General features: G+C 62.0%; 14 protein-coding genes, 1 tRNA gene and 1 pseudogene. 15 read left to right on the top strand and 1 reads right to left on the bottom strand.

Translation table 11 applies throughout. The features are described 5' to 3' along the window. The first annotated feature begins 89 nt into the window (after window positions 1–89). The 7 genes from ACFE8X_RS10520 to ACFE8X_RS10490 all read left to right on the top strand — a co-directional run bounded on the left by ACFE8X_RS10520 (window position 90) and on the right by ACFE8X_RS10490 (window position 8,169). Window positions 90–1,325 (top strand): putative DNA modification/repair radical SAM protein, encoded by a 1,236-nt coding sequence (locus ACFE8X_RS10520; RefSeq protein ID WP_375451414.1) that lies wholly within the window; start codon window positions 90–92, stop codon window positions 1,323–1,325. Continuing rightward, window positions 1,325–2,779: a UdgX family uracil-DNA binding protein gene (locus ACFE8X_RS10515; RefSeq protein WP_375451413.1), complete on the top strand. Its 1,455-nt coding sequence runs from the start codon at window positions 1,325–1,327 to the stop codon at window positions 2,777–2,779. Before ACFE8X_RS10520 ends, ACFE8X_RS10515 begins: the two co-directional genes overlap by 1 nt. A 101-nt stretch (window positions 2,780–2,880) precedes the next feature. Continuing rightward, a tRNA-Met gene (locus tag ACFE8X_RS10510) sits at window positions 2,881–2,957 on the top strand. 340 nt (window positions 2,958–3,297) lie between these two features. Further along, window positions 3,298–3,477 (top strand): hypothetical protein, encoded by a 180-nt coding sequence (locus tag ACFE8X_RS10505; protein ID WP_375451412.1) that lies wholly within the window; start codon window positions 3,298–3,300, stop codon window positions 3,475–3,477. Window positions 3,478–4,296: 819 nt separating this feature from the next. After that, a complete protein-coding gene (locus ACFE8X_RS10500) occupies window positions 4,297–4,680 on the top strand; it encodes a hypothetical protein (protein WP_375451411.1) in 384 nt (127 codons plus the stop codon). After that, on the top strand, window positions 4,635–5,858 hold the full coding sequence (locus tag ACFE8X_RS10495) for a hypothetical protein (protein ID WP_375451410.1): 1,224 nt from the start codon (window positions 4,635–4,637) through the stop codon (window positions 5,856–5,858). Before ACFE8X_RS10500 ends, ACFE8X_RS10495 begins: the two co-directional genes overlap by 46 nt. Window positions 5,859–6,285: 427 nt before the next feature. Next, the gene (locus tag ACFE8X_RS10490) at window positions 6,286–8,169 is read left to right on the top strand and encodes a hypothetical protein (RefSeq protein ID WP_375451409.1); all 1,884 of its coding nucleotides are present in this window, start codon (window positions 6,286–6,288) and stop codon (window positions 8,167–8,169) included. Window positions 8,170–9,939: 1,770 nt separating this feature from the next. Here the strand turns inward: ACFE8X_RS10490 and ACFE8X_RS10485 are convergent. Next, window positions 9,940–10,131 (bottom strand): annotated as a pseudogene (locus ACFE8X_RS10485) (toxic anion resistance protein); the annotation flags it as partial. 250 nt (window positions 10,132–10,381) lie between these two features. Between ACFE8X_RS10485 and ACFE8X_RS10480 the strand changes: the two are divergent. The 8 genes from ACFE8X_RS10480 to ACFE8X_RS10445 all read left to right on the top strand — a co-directional run bounded on the left by ACFE8X_RS10480 (window position 10,382) and on the right by ACFE8X_RS10445 (window position 17,965). After that, window positions 10,382–11,440 (top strand): LacI family DNA-binding transcriptional regulator, encoded by a 1,059-nt coding sequence (locus tag ACFE8X_RS10480; RefSeq protein WP_375451408.1) that lies wholly within the window; start codon window positions 10,382–10,384, stop codon window positions 11,438–11,440. Then, window positions 11,437–12,309, top strand: a complete 873-nt coding sequence (locus ACFE8X_RS10475; protein WP_375451407.1) for an inositol monophosphatase family protein — start codon at window positions 11,437–11,439, stop codon at window positions 12,307–12,309. Before ACFE8X_RS10480 ends, ACFE8X_RS10475 begins: the two co-directional genes overlap by 4 nt. Beyond that, window positions 12,306–13,550, top strand: coding sequence for an extracellular solute-binding protein (locus tag ACFE8X_RS10470; protein WP_375451406.1), 1,245 nt, complete (start codon window positions 12,306–12,308; stop codon window positions 13,548–13,550). The genes ACFE8X_RS10475 and ACFE8X_RS10470 overlap by 4 nt, the downstream gene beginning before the upstream one ends. Window positions 13,551–13,610: 60 nt before the next feature. Beyond that, complete coding sequence (locus tag ACFE8X_RS10465) at window positions 13,611–14,657, top strand: ABC transporter ATP-binding protein (RefSeq protein WP_375451405.1); 1,047 nt, start codon at window positions 13,611–13,613, stop codon at window positions 14,655–14,657. Beyond that, complete coding sequence (locus tag ACFE8X_RS10460) at window positions 14,654–15,523, top strand: ABC transporter permease (RefSeq protein ID WP_375451404.1); 870 nt, start codon at window positions 14,654–14,656, stop codon at window positions 15,521–15,523. The genes ACFE8X_RS10465 and ACFE8X_RS10460 overlap by 4 nt, the downstream gene beginning before the upstream one ends. A 2-nt stretch (window positions 15,524–15,525) precedes the next feature. Then, on the top strand, window positions 15,526–16,359 hold the full coding sequence (locus tag ACFE8X_RS10455; RefSeq protein WP_375451403.1) for an ABC transporter permease: 834 nt from the start codon (window positions 15,526–15,528) through the stop codon (window positions 16,357–16,359). Between the two features lie 17 nt (window positions 16,360–16,376). Next, window positions 16,377–17,180, top strand: coding sequence for a glycerophosphodiester phosphodiesterase (locus tag ACFE8X_RS10450; protein WP_375451402.1), 804 nt, complete (start codon window positions 16,377–16,379; stop codon window positions 17,178–17,180). Between the two features lie 512 nt (window positions 17,181–17,692). Then, a complete protein-coding gene (locus ACFE8X_RS10445) occupies window positions 17,693–17,965 on the top strand; it encodes a helix-turn-helix domain-containing protein (RefSeq protein ID WP_375451450.1) in 273 nt (90 codons plus the stop codon). Window positions 17,966–18,039: the final 74 nt, after the last annotated feature.

The raw sequence follows: 18,039 nt of genomic DNA, 5'->3' as shown, positions 1-18,039 counted from the left end.
TCTGTTTACAATCGAGCGCGACCTGTCTTTTTGCAATGCAATGCAACCGCTGACGCGCTATGGCTGTTGTGAACGAAACGGGAACTTCGATGGCCGCCCTGACCCTTCGCCGAAAACTGGCCGTGCTGTCGGATGCGGCTAAATATGACGCGTCCTGTGCTTCGAGTGGCACGGAAAAGCGCGACAGCCGCAAGAGCGGGGGCATCGGTTCGACCGAAGGCAGCGGCATTTGCCATTCCTATGCGCCCGACGGGCGCTGCATCTCGCTGCTCAAAATCCTTCTGACCAATTTTTGCGTCTATGACTGCGTTTATTGCGTCAATCGCTCATCCTCCAATGTCGAGCGGGCGCGGTTCAGCGTCGAGGAGGTGGTGCAGCTGACGTTGGATTTCTACAAGCGCAATTATATCGAGGGGTTGTTCCTGTCCTCGGGGATCATCCGCTCGCCCGATTACACGATGGAGGAAATGGTGCGGGTGGCGCGCAGCCTTCGCCAGGACCATGCTTTTGGCGGCTATATCCATCTCAAGGTCATTCCCAATTCCGCCCCCGAGATTTTGGCGGAAGCCGGGCGCTGGGCCGACCGGCTCTCCACCAATATCGAAATGCCTACCGATGTCGGGCTGCAAACCTTTGCACCGGAAAAACGCCCCGGCGAAATCCGCACTGCCATGGCCAATATTCGCGGCAAGCTGGTGGAAGCCGCGCCCGACAAGAAAGCCAAGGCGCAGCCGGCCAAGTTCGCGCCGGCAGGCCAGTCGACGCAGATGATCGTGGGGGCCGACACAGCCGACGACAATGCCATCCTGACGCGGGCCTCCGGGCTCTATTCCGGCTATAAATTGCGCAGGGTCTATTATTCGGCGTTTTCCCCCATCCCCGACAGCAGCGCCCGGCTGCCGCTCAAGGCACCGCCGCTGATGCGCGAGCACCGTCTGTACCAGGCCGACTGGCTGATCCGCTTTTACGGCTTCGAAGTGCCCGAGATCGTTGCCGGGGGCAGCGATGGCCTGCTCGATCTCGCCATCGATCCCAAGCTGGCGTGGGCGCTGACGCAGCGGCAAAGGTTTCCGGTCAACATCAACCGTGCCGACAGGGAACTGCTGCTGCGGGTTCCGGGCCTGGGCACCCGCAGTGTCGATCGCATCATCGCCACGCGCCGGCATCACAGCCTTCGCCTGGACGATCTGGCGCGCATTGCCGGCGCGATCGACAAGGTTCGCCCGTTCGTTGAAACCGTGGACTGGACGCCGGGCGGGCTGACCGATGATCACCAGCTGCGCGCCAAGCTCGAGCCGCAACCGGAACAGCTGAGCTTGTTCTGATGCACACAGTGGTGCTGCAATCGCTGAACGATTTCGATGAATGGCGCGGCCAGGCGCGCGAATTGTTGCGCGCCGGGGTCGCTCCCGACGAGGTCGTCTGGCGCGATCCGAAGTCCGAGGCGGGATTGTTCGAGCAAAGCGAGCCAGACATCGCGCATGCCGGCGACGTTCGGCCCGTGGGCGCCGTGCCGCCCGCCTTCATAGAACTGGCGCCCAAGGTGCTCTGCCACAGCGATCCCGAGCGGTTCGGCCTGCTCTATCGCGTGCTGTGGCGGCTGCAGGCCGACCGCGCCATTCTGGAGGTCGCTTCCGATCCCGATGTCGTCCGGCTGGCCGGCATGGCCAGTGCCGTGCGCCGCGAAAGCCACAAGATGAAGGCCTTTATCCGCTTCAAGTCGATCGTCGACGACACGGGGCTGGAGCGCTTCGCGGCCTGGTTCGAGCCCGATCATTATGTGGTTGAAATGACGGCGCCGTTTTTCGAACGGCGGTTTACCGGGATGATCTGGGCAATCGTCACGCCGTACCGGTCGGCTTATTGGGATGGCCAGTCACTGGCCTTCGGCGAGGGCGGTACGCGCGCCGATGTTCCCTCGGACGACGCGGTGGAAGGGGACTGGAAAACCTACTTCGCCTCGATCTTCAATCCGGCGCGGCTAAAGGTGGCGATGATGAAATCGGAGATGGCGGTCAAATATTGGCGCAACCTGCCGGAGGCCGAACTCATTGCTCCCCTGATCCGGGGCGCCAAACAAGCGGAGCAAGCCATGATCAAGCGCGCAGCCAGCCAGCCGCCTTCCCATCATCTCAAGCGGGTGGAGCGTCACATCATCGAGCAGCCCGAACCCACCGAAATCGTCAGTCTTGCCGATGCACGGGCTGCGGTGCAGGGCTGCCAGCGTTGCCCGCTCTATGAGCATGCCACCCAGGCGGTGTTCGGCGAGGGACCAGGCGATGCCGACATCATGTTTGTGGGCGAGCAGCCGGGCGATCAGGAGGATCTGGCGGGCAAGCCGTTTATCGGCCCGGCCGGCAAGGTGTTCGATGCGGCCATCGAGGTGGTCGGGATCGATCGCAGCAGGGTCTATGTCACCAATGCGGTCAAGCATTTCAAATTCGAGCCGCGCGGCAAAAAGCGCATTCATCAGCGCCCCGACGCCGGGGAGGTGCAGGCGTGCAAGTTCTGGCTTAACCTGGAGCGTGCATTCGTCAAGCCCAAGGTCATCGTGGCGCTGGGGGCAACGGCTGCGCAGAGCCTGTTGGGAAAAACTGCGACCATTTCCAAGCTGCGCGGCGCCCCGATCACCCTGGAGGACGGCATCGTGCTGTTCGTCACCAACCACCCCTCGTACCTGTTGCGCATTCCCGATCGCGAGATGGCCAAGTTGGAAAGCGCCAAATTCGAGGCCGACCTGGCGCTGGTGCGCGATTATTGGCGCGGTCTCGAGAACTGATGCAGAACAGGCTTGTGCTTGACAGGGGATGGGCACAAATCTAAGAAGTCGGCGCGCTCCCCGAGCGTTCGACATGATGGCTTGCCCATCACGGTCCTTGGGGCGGAGTAGCTCAGTTGGTTAGAGCAGCGGAATCATAATCCGTGTGTCCCCAGTTCAAATCTGGGCTTCGCTACCATCCAAACCCTCGTGAAACCGGGGGTTTTTGTTTTAGAAGCGTTCGTCAAATATCGCGCGCCCGAGGCTAGGTAGCATATAGGTAGCACATGAACGCGCTCCTCTCATATGCCTTGGTTCCCAAGGGTGGGCGGGTTTTTGCGTTCTAGGCGCAAGGCTTGGCGAATGCGCTGACCTGACTGCTTGTGCCTCTGACTAGGCCAATTGGATTTCCCGGCTGATGCCAATTGATCTTTGCCCTATGCCAAAAGCTCTCGGTAAAGGGCAGTGCATCAACAGGAGACCTTCGATGGACAAACTCGAATTGCTCGGCTTTCGGCTCCAAGACTTACGCGACGACCATGAGCCTGATGAAGAAGACATGGATCCAGCGATACTGCGAGACGACCAAAATCTACGATTTGATGATCGCCAATGGTCATCTGACCCGTGACATGTTTGAGCTGGGCGGGATAGGTGACCAAGCCGATAACGCGCTGCCGCAGCGTTACGCGCAATACAGAACAACAATTATCCGATAAGCTTTGTCGTCTTTGCGGACGAGTTTGCTGCGTGGCTCTTGGGCAAGGACGGTCGTGACCGTCTCAACCTGATCGACCTCATAGCCATGAGTACGGAGTTTTCTTGGTTACGGATCAAGATCGTTCCGCAGCTAGACGGTTCGCTCGTAACGGTCCGCTCGACTCCTTATGCCGCATACAAGGTTCGTGAACGGGTGCTGGTAAGCATTTAGTCGACCGGTCCCTTGCTGGGAGCACTCCAGCTCCCGGCAAATACCGATTGGCAGTGGGACCCGAGAGGCCGCCCTCGTCAATGCGTCGGTTGGAGCAGGCATACCGCTTTCACGGTGCCTAGATGTCTGAAATGGGGCCGGCAGCGGACTGACGGCTTTTGGCGAAATGCCTAAGATAGCCGACATGCCGTTTTTATAGTGACGGGCTGAGGTTTGCGTTAATAAGCCGGTCAAGCCGGCATCGAGGTCCGAGCGCGAGGCTCGGCAGCGGTAGCACCATCCAGCAAACTGAGGCGCCATGCGCAAATGGCGTCGTCGTTCTGCTACACCCAATCCGCCAGCCTCTTTACCTCCTCGATTGCTTCCATGAGCCTTCCTCGGTTCGCTTCGGTGACGACCTGGTTCGGCGTGTCCTGAGCGAACGGCATTAGGTTTATGCACCGTTATCGCGATCTTCGACAGTCAGGCAGGTGCTGGTTGCCGGCATGGGTCCGCGCCGGCCGCACCTGGGTCGGTATGGGGGATGTTCCTGACCCGGCGTGCCGGGTCGACGTGCCGAAGTTGGTGCGTTAGCATTTGGACATCCTGCCTTATCGAGCCGCCGCCCATGTTTGACGTCGATCCCGCTCGCATCGAGGACCTTGATGCCAAGACGCTGGTTATTCTCCTTCGCAAGCTCTTGCATGCTGAAGCTCTGACCGCCGGCCTGTCCCTTGCAGCAGTGTCGGTTCCGCTGCAGATTACCGTCCCCGACAATGGAGAGGACGGCAGGATCGATTGGGAGGGCGGCATCGCGACGACCGAATTTTTGCCCGGACGGATCAATCGGTTCCAGAGTAAGGCCGGCAAGCTGGATCGCTCGGGCTGGAAGAAGGAATTCTGGACGAAATCCAGTCAGCGACCGGGGGGGCAAAACGCGTCCTTTCGGGCGCGCTCGAGAATGCCTTGGCCCTCGGTGGCAGCTACGTTGGGTTTACGTCCAAGCCTCTGACCAACGACAAGATCGACGACTTTGTCGCCGCGATCAGAGAAGGCATCAAGGATGCGGGCGGTGAGCCAACCTTGCTCCCGGCAATCAAAATCTATGATGCGAACAAGATCGCGGATTGGGCGTCGAGGCACGTGGCGGTCGCGACGTGGCTGGCGGAGTATGCGAACGGGCAAAGCGTTGCGGGATTTCGGACCGTTTCGGACTGGGCTCGCTCGGACGATTTCTCCGCAACGGTCCACGTGGAAGACGCCGAGCCTCGTTTCCGCAAAGGCGCACGGACCGAGCGGGATGAGGCCGGTGCAGAAAACAAATCGTCAGCGGCCACGGCATGGCGTTGGGTGCTCGATCACATCGCAGAGCTGCGCACGATCGTGCGGATTTCGGGTTCATCCGGCCTTGGCAAAAGTCGTTTCGTCTATGAGGGCCTGAAATCGTCCGAGGGCTCGCTTGCCGAGATACTACGGGCGACGACCGTGTTTGCCGACTATCGGGTCGTGCCCTCGACCTTGTTGGCGATCGCCACCCGGCTGGCGTCCGAAGGAAAGGCCGCCCTCCTGGTCGTTGACGAGTGCCCGAGGGCGGTAGCCGCCGATCTGGCTGTGATCGCGACCGCGGCCGACAGCCGCCTACGCGTCATCACGATCGACACCGACCATCGTCCGCTGGACGGGGAGCGGGTGCTCCATGTGGCCCTCGAGCCGAGTAGCGGTAACCTTGTCCGCGCGATCATCAAACAGAAAAACTCCGCCCTCGCATCCCCGGCCGTCGAACGGTTGCTCGAGATCAGCGGCGGGTTTCCCGTGTCGCTATCCTTGCGGCGGGAACTGCCGATGTGCACGCCACTGCCTACGAAACCGTTGACGACGTCGTCACTCGCCTCCTCGATGGGGCAGGCCTACGCCAGCCCGATCAAGTACGCTCCATCGAAGCCTTGGCGATGTTCGAGGCGCTCGCCTGGCGGGGGCACGACGACAAGCCTCTGCAACTGGATCTGGTCGCGCGGCTGTTCGGTCGGGTGGATCCGGATTCCATGTACGAATATCTACTCGCCGCCGAGCTCCATCATCTGGTCGGTCGGTATGGCGACAATCTGGCCGTTCAGCCGTCGCTCGTCGCTTTGCACCTGGCAGCGCGTCGCCTGTCGGTCCTGCGGCCGGCAACGCTGCAGCGCTTCGTGACCGAAACGGTCGACGATGGCTTGGTCATGGCCATGGTGGGCCGTTGGCGCGACCTTGATCGGCAACCGGTCGTGGTCGATACGGCAAAGCGTTTGGTTGGGCCGGGTGGACCTTTAGCACATGGGGAGGCGGTCTTGACCCGGCGTGGCGCGACGATGATCGACGCGCTGGTTCATGTCGTCCCGGACCGGGTCGCCGATCGTCTCGCCTTCGTGATCGCCAATGCCGAAACCAGGGAGCTCGTGAGCGCCGGTGACGCGCGGCGTGACTTGGTGCGCGCCCTCGCCAAACTCGTCTTCCGGAAGGAAAGCTTCGCCTCGGCATCGCGAGCGCTCAAGCGATTGGCCCTCGCCGAAACCGAAAACTACGCCAACAATGCTACCGGTGCCTTCAAGCAGCTCTTCTTCCTCTACCAAGCGGGACCGAAGTGGCGCCCGCCGAGCGTTTCGCCATGCTCGATGAGGGCCTCGAAAGTGCCGACCCGCAAGAACGGGCGCTCTGCGTTGACGCGTTGGCCAACGCTTTCCGACGGGACTCTACGCGCTTTGACGAAAGCGGGCGGATCGGAACGCGCGAGAAGCTGATCGATTGGGCGCCCGCGACGCGCGACGATGTCGATGCCTTTCACCAGGAGGCCCTCGAGCGGCTCGTACGGACACGCAAGGAACGCCCCGAACTGGCAGAGCGATGCGAAGCGATATTGGCACGGGCGGTCAGGGCAGCCCTGAGCGGCGATCGATACCTCGCGTTCGCGCAGATCCTGCGTGATATCTCCGAAGAGAAAGGGTTTTGGCCGGAAGCGGTCGAGTCCGTCGGCTCCTGGCTCTTCTTCGATCGTCGGCCCGAGGCTAGCGAGCGGGGGACATTCGTCCGGCGTCTCTACGATGAACTGTTTCCGTCCGATCCCGTCGACCGCGCCATTGTCTTCACCAAGTTCTGGCGTGCCAACATCCGGGATCCCGATATCCGCTACTCGGAAGACGACCGGGACCACGGTTACGCCAACCGGGCCGCGCGTGCCTTGGCCATCGAGATCGCCGGCGATCCCGACGCCGCGATTGAGGCCGTGCGGCGGATGTCCGCTCTCGATCTCAAGGAGGTGTTCGATTTCGCCGAAGAACTTGCGGCGAACGCCTCGGACAAGCTCGGCCTCATCGAAGCGGCGGTCGATACCCTGATTGCCGTGGGCCCGGGGACGGGCAATGCGTCCGTACTGCGTGGACTGCTGCGCGGAACGGACCGTTTGGATCGCGATGCCGCGGACCGCGGAGCCCAGGCAGCTCAAGAACGGCTTGATCCGGCGCAATGGCCCCTGGTGAACCTTCACAGCGCCATCTCGATCGACGGGAAGCGCCTTGCCCGAATCCTGACCGATATCGAAAGCGGTCTGCTCGAGCCGCAGCATTGCATCATGCTGTCCTACGGCCGCGGTCTGGACGAACTCGACCCGAGCGACATCGCCCGATTGGCCCTGACCTTGACGACCAAGGGGAGTGAAGGGGCGTGGGCCGCGTTGGAGATCGCGATGATGTATCGGCATGGCGCGAACGTCCCAGCCGAACACCGGCATCTTGTAGCCTTGCTCCTCGGGGCGCCGGTCCTGTTGGCGTCGGGTCACGATCGGGATCGCGATGCCCATCTGCTCGGTGAGTTGGCCACCAGCGTCAGGGCTACCGTGGGCATCGATCGACCAACGGCGCAGGCTTGGTGCGATCAAGTCATCCGGCTGGCGGTTGCCGATGACGGCGCCATGCTGTTCGCGCTTGATAGTGCAATGCGCAAGATCGTCGGGTTGGTTCGCGAGGATATGCCTGACGTGGCCTGGGGCAAGTTCAGTCACTTCTATGCGGCGGCGACCCCGATCGAACGCAACAGACTCAAGCGACTGGTCGGGTCCGAAGAGGACAGGTTCGAAGGTCAGGCCCACACCGATGCCGGCCCTCTTTTCGGCGTCTCCGAGCAATCGATGTTTGACTGGGCGGACGAGGCCGAGGATGGACCGTCTTTCCTCCTCGACTTTTATCCGATCCTTGAAAAATCAGGAGGCGACGCGGCGTGGCACCCCGCCCTAGTGACATTGGTGCAGCGCTACGGCAAGTCCAAGCCGTTTCTGGCCGCTCTCTCACGCCGGATACGACCCAGTTCTTGGTCCGGCTCGGTGGTCCCCCTGTTGGAGGTGTTTCTCAATCCGCTGCGCGGCTGGTTTGACCATCCCCTTCGACTGGTGCAGATCTGGGCGCAGGAGGAGTACCGTCGCATCGAACGCCGCATAGACCGCGAAAAGGAGCACGATCGGGAATGGATGGGCTAGGCCACTGGGGCCGTCGATCCCCTGTCGGCTAACGGCGGGATACTGCACTGCAACATGGATTCTGCTGAAACGGCTACAACAACTCTGCGCCGGCTTATGCACACCAACCTTGAATTGACTTGGAACGTTGCCCAGCCATTGCTTACGGCCGGCGGCCCACTGCGCGAAACGTGTTAACCTGCCTTGGAAGCACTAAGTTGCACCGTACCCAAGTGAGACGACACAGACGTCGTCATCGAAGTCCGCTTTCGACATTTCGCAGAAGACTATCAGACTGCGGAATGGGCCCGAAGCGGACACTATTACGACCCATCATCGCTTGCGTGGGAAGCGATTGGGATCCGACCTCTGTTCCCAACAATTGCGGCCCACTGCGGTAACAGATATTCATAGGCGATGGAGCACGTTTCCGACGACAAGCTGCAGGAGTTACTGGACGCTGCGGAGGGCCGTCCGCGCCCACGACGTAACCTCCAATTCAACCAAGAGCAGAGCGCCATCTACGGTGGCGTATCCGGAGCGCGGTTAGGGGTCGAGCAGTTCGAGGTGGCAAACGGGCTGGTTATCCGTCAAACGTTCGCGCACCTAATTTCCCCTTACATCATGGCCTTTGCCCCGCCCGATTCCCCGTCAAAGCTGCACCCAGGTCCGTGGCGTCCTGTATCGGGTGGTGCTGGCTTCGACGTCCGTATCGAGGTGGCGCTGACCGAAGGTACGTCGCCTGTAGGTTTCGACAGGGTGAATGCTATCTGGTGGACCCTGTCCCTGATGCGCCTGATGACCGGCCTGCCGTTGGTCCTCCCGGTGCTGTCCGATATTCGGTTCGCCGAGGCTGCGCATAGCGTACATGAACCGCGACTCTGGCCTATCGAGGTATCCAGGCCACGGCTGGGGCCAAGGGCGTCCGATGACACGATTGGCGGTGAGCACCTGGCGGCCGTGGCGACACTCTTCGCGCCTGGCGCTGCACTCATGGACATCGAGCATTCCACCGGGCCTACCAGACCTGGGATCAGGCTCCGTTTGCCCACTCCACCGGCGCGGCGATAGTGATGATATGGGCCGCCCTGGAAACACTGTACCGACCGGGTCCGAAAAACCTGACGAAGCGATTGTCCAAGGCGATAGCTACTCACCTAGAGAAGCCTGGCAGTAAGCGCGAGGCACTCCAGCAGAAGGTTGCGGCTCTCTATGAGCTTCGAGGCAGCAGCGTGCACGACTCCCAGGAGGCAACGGGAGGAGCGCTCGCTGACAGTGCCAGCCTAGCTCGGCGCGCGTTCATAGTCTATATGGGTGAGGGAGCTGTCTTTGACTGCGAAGCCTTGCTTCAGCGATGGTCCGCCGAGCACACCCAAAACCAATGAACCACACTCATCCGGGGCGGTGGCGGGGCAAATGACCGCTTTGGGCCTGATGCGGCCGTTGCGCTTTGGGTAGCCGCCAGTCTGCTACCCACCCCGTTGTTGCCATTGCCTCGACCTGAGCGGACCGACTGCTTTTGGGAAGTCGGAATGACGGGTCAACGACCGAAATGGGGGCGCATTTCCGCCCGGCGCTTGCCGACCCGTTCCAGATCAAATTAGAATTCTCCGAAAGCTCCGTTTGAGGTCCTAGGAGCACCTCCGCTTTGCGCCGCATATTGGTCACTCATAGACGCCGCGGACAAATGCAGGACTGCGGCCGGTCTACCCCCTATGATCGGAATGCAGCGGTGGGAAAGACTGCGCTTAGTTTGACGCTGGCGGTGCCCGCCCGAGTTCAGATGGTTCAACGATTGCGCACTTCGTCCAGGATTTTGCCGGCGTAGCTGCTCACCGATTGCTGGGCATTGGCGCCATAGACCGAAATGCCGGCCCGGTCCGTGATGTTGATCTGGTCGCCGATGTGCGCGACTTCGGCCCAATCGGCGGTGATGACCCGCAATATGCTAGCTGGAGCGATTGTGGTAGCGGTTTCGACCATCGCACGCCCCGTCGGTGGCAGATACATCAGCGCTTGTCGTGGCGACGCTGACAGGTCGCAGGACATTTGCAAGCCAATATGTCCCCGAAGACATCGCGGCGAAAGTTTCGCCGGGTTGCAACCAGACTGTCACAGAAGCTCGATAAGACTGCAGCCATTCAAGCAGAATCGGCGAGCGGATGACCAACAGCGACCTCGATGCAATCACGGTAATACGTAATACCATCCTGTGCAGCGGGCCGTGCAGCTGATGGCGCGTCTCAGCACCGCCAAAGCCGTCACTTCGCGCGACGTGGCGCGGGCCGCCAATGTGTCACAGGCCCTGGTCAGCCGGGCTTTTACCGGCAATGGCCGCATCGCCGCCGATACGCGCGAGCGCATCCTCAAGGTCGCGACCGAGATCGGCTGGCATCCCAATGCGCTGGCCGCCAGCATGGTCACCGGGGATGCGCCGCTGGTTTCGGTCATCACCACGCGGCTGAGCTTCGACTGGCGCGCCCAGGTCCTGTCGCACCTGCTCAAGGCTTTCGAGCAACGGCGCCTGCAGCCGCTGATGTTCTACGCGGACAATGACGACGAGGTCGATCGGCTGCTGGGCGAAACCATCAGTTGGCGCACCCGTGGTGTCGTGGTCACCGCGGGCGCCATATCGCCGGCTCGGGCCGAGGCAATCCTGTCGCGCGGGCAGTTCCTTGCGGCGCTCAACCGGCCTGGCAACCATCCCAATGCCTTCTCCATCGCCACCGACAATCTGGCTGGCGGCCAGCAGGCGGCGTCCGTGCTGCTGGCCGAAGGGCGCCAGCGGTTCCTGGTGCTAGCCGGGCCCGAGGATAGCTGGGCCAGTTCGCGCCGCGTTGCGGGCTTTGTGTCCGCGCTGGAGCGGGCAGGGCATCGTACGCTGGTGTGGCACAATGCCGAGATGACGGTCGACGCCGGCCAGGCCTGCGCCGTGCGCTTATTGGACCTCGCGCCCGGGAGCCGCGCCGATGCGGTATTTGCCACCAACGACGCGATTGCGCTGGGCTTTATCGACGGGTTGCGCGCGGATGGTCCCAGCTTGCCTTCCAAACTCTCGCTGATCGGCTTCGACAATCTGCCCGCGTCCGCCTGGGCGCCCTACCGGATGACGACGTTCGAGCAGCGCCTCGATGTCATGGTCGCCGGTGTCCTCGGCCATATCGAGGCGCATCAGAACGATGTTCCGGCCGGGCCGGTGACTCAGTCGGCGCCGCTTTCTCGCAGCGCCGATGGCGTCTGCTATTGCCCGCCACGCCTTGTGGTGCGGCAAACCACGATGGTGCAATCTTGAGTGTCGACCGCCGCCTGCTGCTCGCCGAAACCATCATGACCGGCGCCGGCGCCATCGCCCGCCTGGCCTTTGACAATGCAGCGCTCGAAGTCATCAGCAAGGGGCCGGGTGATGTGGTCAGCGAGACCGATTTCGCCATAGAGCGCATGGCGCGCGAGGCCATCGGCGCGGAATTTCCCGACGACGGTTTTATCGGCGAGGAACTGGGCGGCGGTCTCCTGACGACCGGCTATACCTGGCTGATCGATCCGGTCGACGGCACCGTCAATTTTACCCGGAAGCTTGGCTATTTTTGCGTGGCGCTGGCGCTGCTCGAAAACGGCCGGCCGATCGCTGCCTGGACCCTCGATCCGTTGCTGAACGAGCTGTTTCATGCAGGTCCCGACCATATCGCCCGCCTCAACGGCATGCCGATCCGCTGCGCTAGCCAGTCCGATTTCGGCGAGGCAGTCATCGGGCTCGGCTTCTCGATCCGTCACGACGCCGCGCTCAATGGGGCGATTGCGGATGGCCTGATCCGCTCCGGTGCCGAATACCGGCGCCTTGGGGCAGGCGCGCTGTGCCTGGCCCATGTCGCGGCTGGACGGCTCGATGCCTATTTCGAGCCGCATATGAACCCCTGGGATGCGATGGGCGGGCTTTATCTGGCCGCCTGCGCCGGTGCCGTCACCGCCGACTATATCGGCGCCGGCGGACTGGAGCATGGCGCCGTGGTCTATGCCGCGGCGCCCGCCATCTCATCCCAACTCCTGGCCGCTGTGCCGGGCCTGCTTTCCGGCACTCCGCTTCATCGGGAAAATGATCGGCGGAGTGCCGGAAATATTGCGAGCGATCGCAAGCCTTCCCCCAACGTGGAGACAAAACAATGAAAGCCTTGATTGCAGCGTCTATTGCCCTGCTTCTGAGCACCACCGCTTACGCCGTGGAGCCCGTCGGATCGGACAAATTCAACACCGACCCCGGCTTCGACCTCACCACGCTGACGGCTGACAATTTCTATGATGTCATCGTTCCGTTGGCGAAAAAAGAGGGCAGCGTCACCCTTTATGACTTTACCGACAGCTTCGGCCCGCTGTTCACCGAGCACCTGATCCCCGAATTCGAAGCCAAATACGGCATCACCGTTTCCTACGTTCGCGGTGAAGGCGACGCTGCCAACCAGCAACTGATCGCCGCTCACAATGCTGGAGCCAAGGCGCCGGCCGATGCCTATTTCGTCAGCTCGGGCAGTCTGCCGCTGTTGCGTTCCTCCGATGTCATGGCCAACATTCCCCTGGTCAGTATATTGCCGAGCGGCGCCGGGATCGATCCAAAGATCGCTACCATCACCGGCGGCATCGAGCATGGCGGCACCTTCCTGCCGTTCCATCGTAACCAGACCGACATCGTTTACAACACCACCGCCATCCCCGCCGAAAGCGCCCCGACCGATCTCGATTCGCTGGCTGCCTGGGCCATGGCCAATCCCGGCAAGTTCATCGTCACCTCGCCTGCTGGCGGCGGTTCGGGCAATGGCTTCATGCAGACCGTGGCCTTTGCCAAGGTCACCGATGAAGCCTGCCGCGCCGCCTTCGTCAAATACGACATTACTAAGGAAGAAGCCGACGCCTTCGCCGCCAGCGACTGCATGAAGCCGGTCTGGGACTACTACAAGGCCCTGCTGCCGGTGGTGGAAGTCACTAATGGCAATTCCGATACGCTGAACCTGATCGCCAATGGCGCCGGCGCTATCGGCACCGCATGGGAAGACATGGCCTATGACTTTACTGGCCGGGGCCTGTTGCCGCCGACAGTCCGCCAGACCCTCTTAAAAGAGGGCCAGGTTGGCGGCGGCGACGGCATGTTTTTCCCCGTCAACGGCACCGCGCCGGCTGCCGGCCTGCTGATGCTGGATTTCCTGATGAGCAAGGACGTTCAACTGGAAAAGCTGCAGCTCAACGGTTCGCGTTCGGCGCGTACCGATATCGACCCGGCCGCCAGCTTTACGCCTGAGCAGGTGGCGCGTCTGATCCCGACCGCCGAATTCAGCAGCCGCGCCATCGAGCGCATGCCGGCGATCCTCAACGATCAGCTGACCGCCTATTTCGTCGCCAATATCCTGGCCAAGTAGGTCTCGTATCCAGCGGTGGCGCTCCGGCGCCGCCGCCTCTCTTGCGCAAAAGGTCCACCCATGGACGCTTCCATTTCCATCCGCCGACTGACCAAGCAGTTCGACGCCACGTCCGTGCTCAAGGGCATCAATCTCGACATCCCGCCCGGCCGTTTCCTCATCCTGCTCGGCCCGTCCGGCTGCGGCAAGACCACACTGTTGCGTACCATTTCAGGGATCACCGATCCTACGAGTGGCGAAATCTGGTTGCGCGACAAGCGTATCGACGGCGTGGCGCCCGAAAAGCGCAATTTCGGCCTGGTGTTCCAGACCTATGCACTATTCCCCCATATGAGCGTCGCCAAGAACGTCGCATTTGGCCTTGAAATGCGCCGCGTCGGCAAGGCCGAGATCGACCGCCGGGTGGCGGCAGCGCTCGATTTGGTCGGGCTTGGCCATCTGGCCAGCCGCCTACCCAAGCAGCTCTCCGGCGGGCAGCAGCAACGTGTCGCGCTCGCCCGCGCCATCGTCATCGAGCCCGGTGTGCTGCTGTTCGACGAACCGCTCAGCAATCTCGATGCCAAGTTGCGCGATAGCCTGCGCGAGGATTTGCGCGCCCTCCAGCAAAAGCTGGGCGTCACTTCGATCTATGTTACCCACGACCAGTCCGAAGCCATGGCGCTCGGCGATGAAATCGTGGTGATGAAGGACGGCGCCATTGTCGAGCGCGGTACGCCGATCGAGCTGTACCGCCGCCCGATCTACCGCTTCACCGCCGAATTCCTCGGCATGACCAATGTCATTCAGGCCCAGATCGAGGGCGACCAATGCCGCCTGCCCTGGGGCGCCGTGCGCAGAATTGAAAACCCCGGCGAAAGCCAGGTCGAAGGCGTCGCCATTCGCCCCGAAGACCTGCTCATCGAGCCGGCCGAAGGCGAGCCTGACGGCGTCGTCGAGCAATCGATGTTCATGGGCGCCGCGACCCATTACTGGATCAAGGCGGCTGGAGGGACTCTGCGCGCCATTACCAGCGGCGGCAGCAATACCATCCTGCCGGTCGGCCAGAGGGTCAAGCTGATGCCGCCACCTGCGCTGCACCTACTCAAGTCGCTCGGTGCCCAGTCATGAACGCCGGCAAGATCAATCCCGCGACGCTATGGCTTTGCCTGCTGCCGGGGCTCGGCTATCTCCTGTTGTTCTTCGGCCTGCCCCTGGTCACCGTGGTGTTCGGTAGCTTCACCAGCCGGGAGCCCGGCGCGTCGGCGATTACGCTGGATACCTGGATCGCGCTGTTTTCCAGCCGGGTCTATCTCGACGGGCTGTGGTTTTCCCTATGGCTGGGCATTGCGCCGACCGCCGTCAGCTTGCTCATCAGCCTGCCGCTCTCGGCGCTGATGCAGGCCAATGAGACCAGCCAGAAACTGTTCGGCTCGCTGTATCGCATTCCCCTGGTCGTTCCCGGGGTCGTGGCCGGTTTCCTGATCCTGGTTATTCTCGATCGGGGCGGCATGGCATCGCGCTTGCTGGCGCCGCTCGGCATTCCCATGCCACGGCTGGTGCGTGACGAGTGGGGCGTAGGCGCCATCATTGCCTCGGCCTGGAAGACCGTGCCCTTCATGACCCTGATCATCGCCGGCGCCATGGCGGCGATCAGTAAGGACATCCTCGCCGCCGCCCGCACGCTTGGTGCCAGCCGCCTGACCGTGCTGTGGCGCGTCCAGTTGCCGCTGGCGCAGCCGGGTATCACCGCCGCGGTACTGCTCAGCTTCATCAGCTCGCTTGGCTCCTATGTCATCCCTAGCCTGCTCGGCCCGACCTATCCGCTGCCGCTGAGCGTTCACATGTTTGTCGAGGGCTTCCGCATGGGCAACTGGCCTATGGTCTATGCCATGGGCACGCTGCTCAGCGTGATGGCGATCGCAGTCTTGCTCGCCTATTACGCCATTGTCGGCTCGTTCAGCCGCGGCAGCGCCGCGGTCCAGACGAGGACTTGATCATGGCTACGCGCAGCAGCAGATCGCAGGGACTGATCGGGGCAGGGCTCTACGCCTATCTGGCGCTGACCCTGTTCGTGCCCCTGGTCGTCATCGCCCTCTGGGCCTTCTACGATCCCAAGGTCGGCTGGTTCCCACCCGATATCATTCCGCGCGCCTTTTCGGTCTCGGCCTGGCGCGAAGTGCTGGCCGACCGCAATGTGTGGCCCTCGGCCATGCTCAGTCTATTCGTCTCGGTGGTGGTTACGGCGTTGACCGGCGCGCTGGCTTTCCCCACCGCCTGGGCGCTGGCACAGTTCCCGTTCCGGCTTAAGCGCGCGGTGGAGGTCTTCATTCTTGCGCCGATCATCGTCCCCGGCATCGTCGTTGCCGTCAGCCTGGGCGAGATCTTCTTCCGCTTCGGCCTCGCCGGCACTGTGCTCGGCGTCATCCTGGTGCAGTTGATCGGTACCTTACCATTCATGATCCGCATCCTGACCGCGACGCTCGAAGGCATTCCCAACGAATTGATCTATGCCGCCCGCACGCTGGGCGCGTCGCCGCGGGTCGCAGTGATGCGCATCGCCTTGCCATTGGCCTGGCCGGGCTTTGCGGCGGGGGGCCTCCTCACCTTCATCGCCTCGTTCGAGGAGTTCGAAAAAAGCTTCATGGTCGGTGCGCCCAAGGTGCAGACGCTGGCCGTGCGGCTGTGGAGCTATCTCGGCGGCGACGTTCTGGTGCTGCCCACCGCGGCGGTCGTCACCTTCATTCTTCTCACCCCGATGCTGGTCATCTTCATCCTCGCCGAACGTCTCAGCAAGGATGACGTGATGGCCGCTGGCCTCGGCAAACTTTAATCCCTGGAGCCACCTGAATGAGCAATCCCTTCCTCGCTGCCGATACCGGTCGCATTCGTCTCTGCGGCCATCGCGGCCACAATGTCTCGGCGCCCGAAAATACCTTCGCGGCCTTCCGCGCTGCCCACGAGCTCGGCGCAAGCAGCCTCGAGATCGACACCGTGCTGACCGCCGATGGCCAGATCGTCGTCATCCACGATCTGCTGGTCGATCGCACCAGCAATGGCACCGGTGCCGTCAAGGATTTGACTCTCGCGCAAATCCAGGCCCTCGATGCCGGCGCCTGGTTCGATCCTATATTTGCCGGCGAGCGCATGCCGACGCTCGGCGAAACCATCGCCCTGGCCCATGAGCTGGACATGGTTCTGGAGGTCGAGATCAAGGAAAAGGTCCATCTCGACCGTTACGTCAGCGCCCTGCAGACGGCGCTGGCCGATCCGCGCGACCTGGCACGGGTGATGATGATCTCGTTCGACCATGCCAATCTCAAGGCAGTAAAGGCCGCGATCCCGTCTATTCGCACCGGCGGCATTGTCCATGAAAAGTTTCCTGACACGGTCGCTGTGGCGCGCATTTCCGATCTCGACGAGCTGTGCATCGATCTCGACGTCTTCGATCCGACGGGAGCCGAACAGCTCCACGCGGCCAGCATCGCCATCCGCTGCCACGCCTATAGCCCAAGCACCTGGGACAAGGCGCGCAAGTCGGGGCTGAACTGGAATGAGACGCTGCCGCAATATCTGCGCGCCGGCCTGATCGATACGCTGTCGGGCGACGATGTCGAATGGCTAAAGGACTTCATAGATACAGCGGGCGCATGAACGAACAAGAACCATTGCGATATACAAGTAAGATCGGCTGTTCTGATTTAGAATTAGCGAGCCTGCTTCACTTCGCCGATCGACGATGGCTTGGCAGATGCAACAGCGCCCGGCGCGCCGTGGTTTAGCCAGGGCCCGTGACGTTGATCTGCAGGCTAGCGAAGGACAGCTCCGCAAGTCAACATGACTCTTAACAACGCTGCGCGATGGCTCGCTGGCCCGCAACGTAGGTCTTAGGTGGCATGCCTTCTGGCGCGCTCAGAGCATGCAGAAAACCGACCCCTGAAGGCGAAATTGCTTTTGATACTGGATCGGTGTCAGAGACGTGACGATGCGGAAATGCCGATGCAGCGAGGTGACGCTCATGCCGGCGATCTCCCCGAGTTACTCACCGGGCAGTGCGGACGCCAGTGCGGTGCAGAATCAAGATTCGTGCACCAGTATTCGGGCCTTACAATTTCAACAGCCTGCTTGGTGTATAACTCAGGTTCGCTCAGGCCAAAGCCCAGGGCATCTACACCGGCGGCAAGCGACGTTTCGACCGTGAACAAGTTCGAGCGCTTAGTGCCGCCGGTCTTGGTCCTTCGGAAATAGCCAGCCAAGTCGGCTGCTCACGCATGCAGGTTTATCGAATCCTCCAAGCGAAAGCCGGTAGCTCATTCGAAGTGCCCCTTGCGGAGCACCTCAAACCCAAAGCTGCGCTTGGCACGGGCCGTGATCCTGCGACCGCTAGGCCGCAGATTGGCATAGCTGAACGACCCACTCCGGGAGCAAACATTCGTTAGGCAGTCCCATTTGGAAGGTCGACGCCTCATCCTTCCATTGACGGCATTCTATTCGGTGCGCACGAGCTGCTGTC

This window comes from uncultured Devosia sp. (assembly GCF_964244875.1).
Taxonomy (GTDB): Bacteria; Pseudomonadota; Alphaproteobacteria; order Rhizobiales; family Devosiaceae; genus Devosia.
This window is presented reverse-complemented; position numbering and strand designations above follow the sequence as displayed.

Bases quoted from the DNA above. Each gene is read 5' to 3' on its own strand.
- ACFE8X_RS10520 (WP_375451414.1), top strand. From the start codon at position 90: ATGGCCGCCCTGACCCTTCGCCGAAAACTGGCCGTGCTGTCGGATGCG.
- ACFE8X_RS10515 (WP_375451413.1), top strand. From the start codon at position 1,325: ATGCACACAGTGGTGCTGCAATCGCTGAACGATTTCGATGAATGGCGC.
- ACFE8X_RS10505 (WP_375451412.1), top strand. From the start codon at position 3,298: ATGAGCCTGATGAAGAAGACATGGATCCAGCGATACTGCGAGACGACC.
- ACFE8X_RS10500 (WP_375451411.1), top strand. From the start codon at position 4,297: ATGTTTGACGTCGATCCCGCTCGCATCGAGGACCTTGATGCCAAGACG.
- ACFE8X_RS10480 (WP_375451408.1), top strand. From the start codon at position 10,382: ATGGCGCGTCTCAGCACCGCCAAAGCCGTCACTTCGCGCGACGTGGCG.
- ACFE8X_RS10470 (WP_375451406.1), top strand. From the start codon at position 12,306: ATGAAAGCCTTGATTGCAGCGTCTATTGCCCTGCTTCTGAGCACCACC.
- ACFE8X_RS10465 (WP_375451405.1), top strand. From the start codon at position 13,611: ATGGACGCTTCCATTTCCATCCGCCGACTGACCAAGCAGTTCGACGCC.
- ACFE8X_RS10460 (WP_375451404.1), top strand. From the start codon at position 14,654: ATGAACGCCGGCAAGATCAATCCCGCGACGCTATGGCTTTGCCTGCTG.
- ACFE8X_RS10455 (WP_375451403.1), top strand. From the start codon at position 15,526: ATGGCTACGCGCAGCAGCAGATCGCAGGGACTGATCGGGGCAGGGCTC.
- ACFE8X_RS10450 (WP_375451402.1), top strand. From the start codon at position 16,377: ATGAGCAATCCCTTCCTCGCTGCCGATACCGGTCGCATTCGTCTCTGC.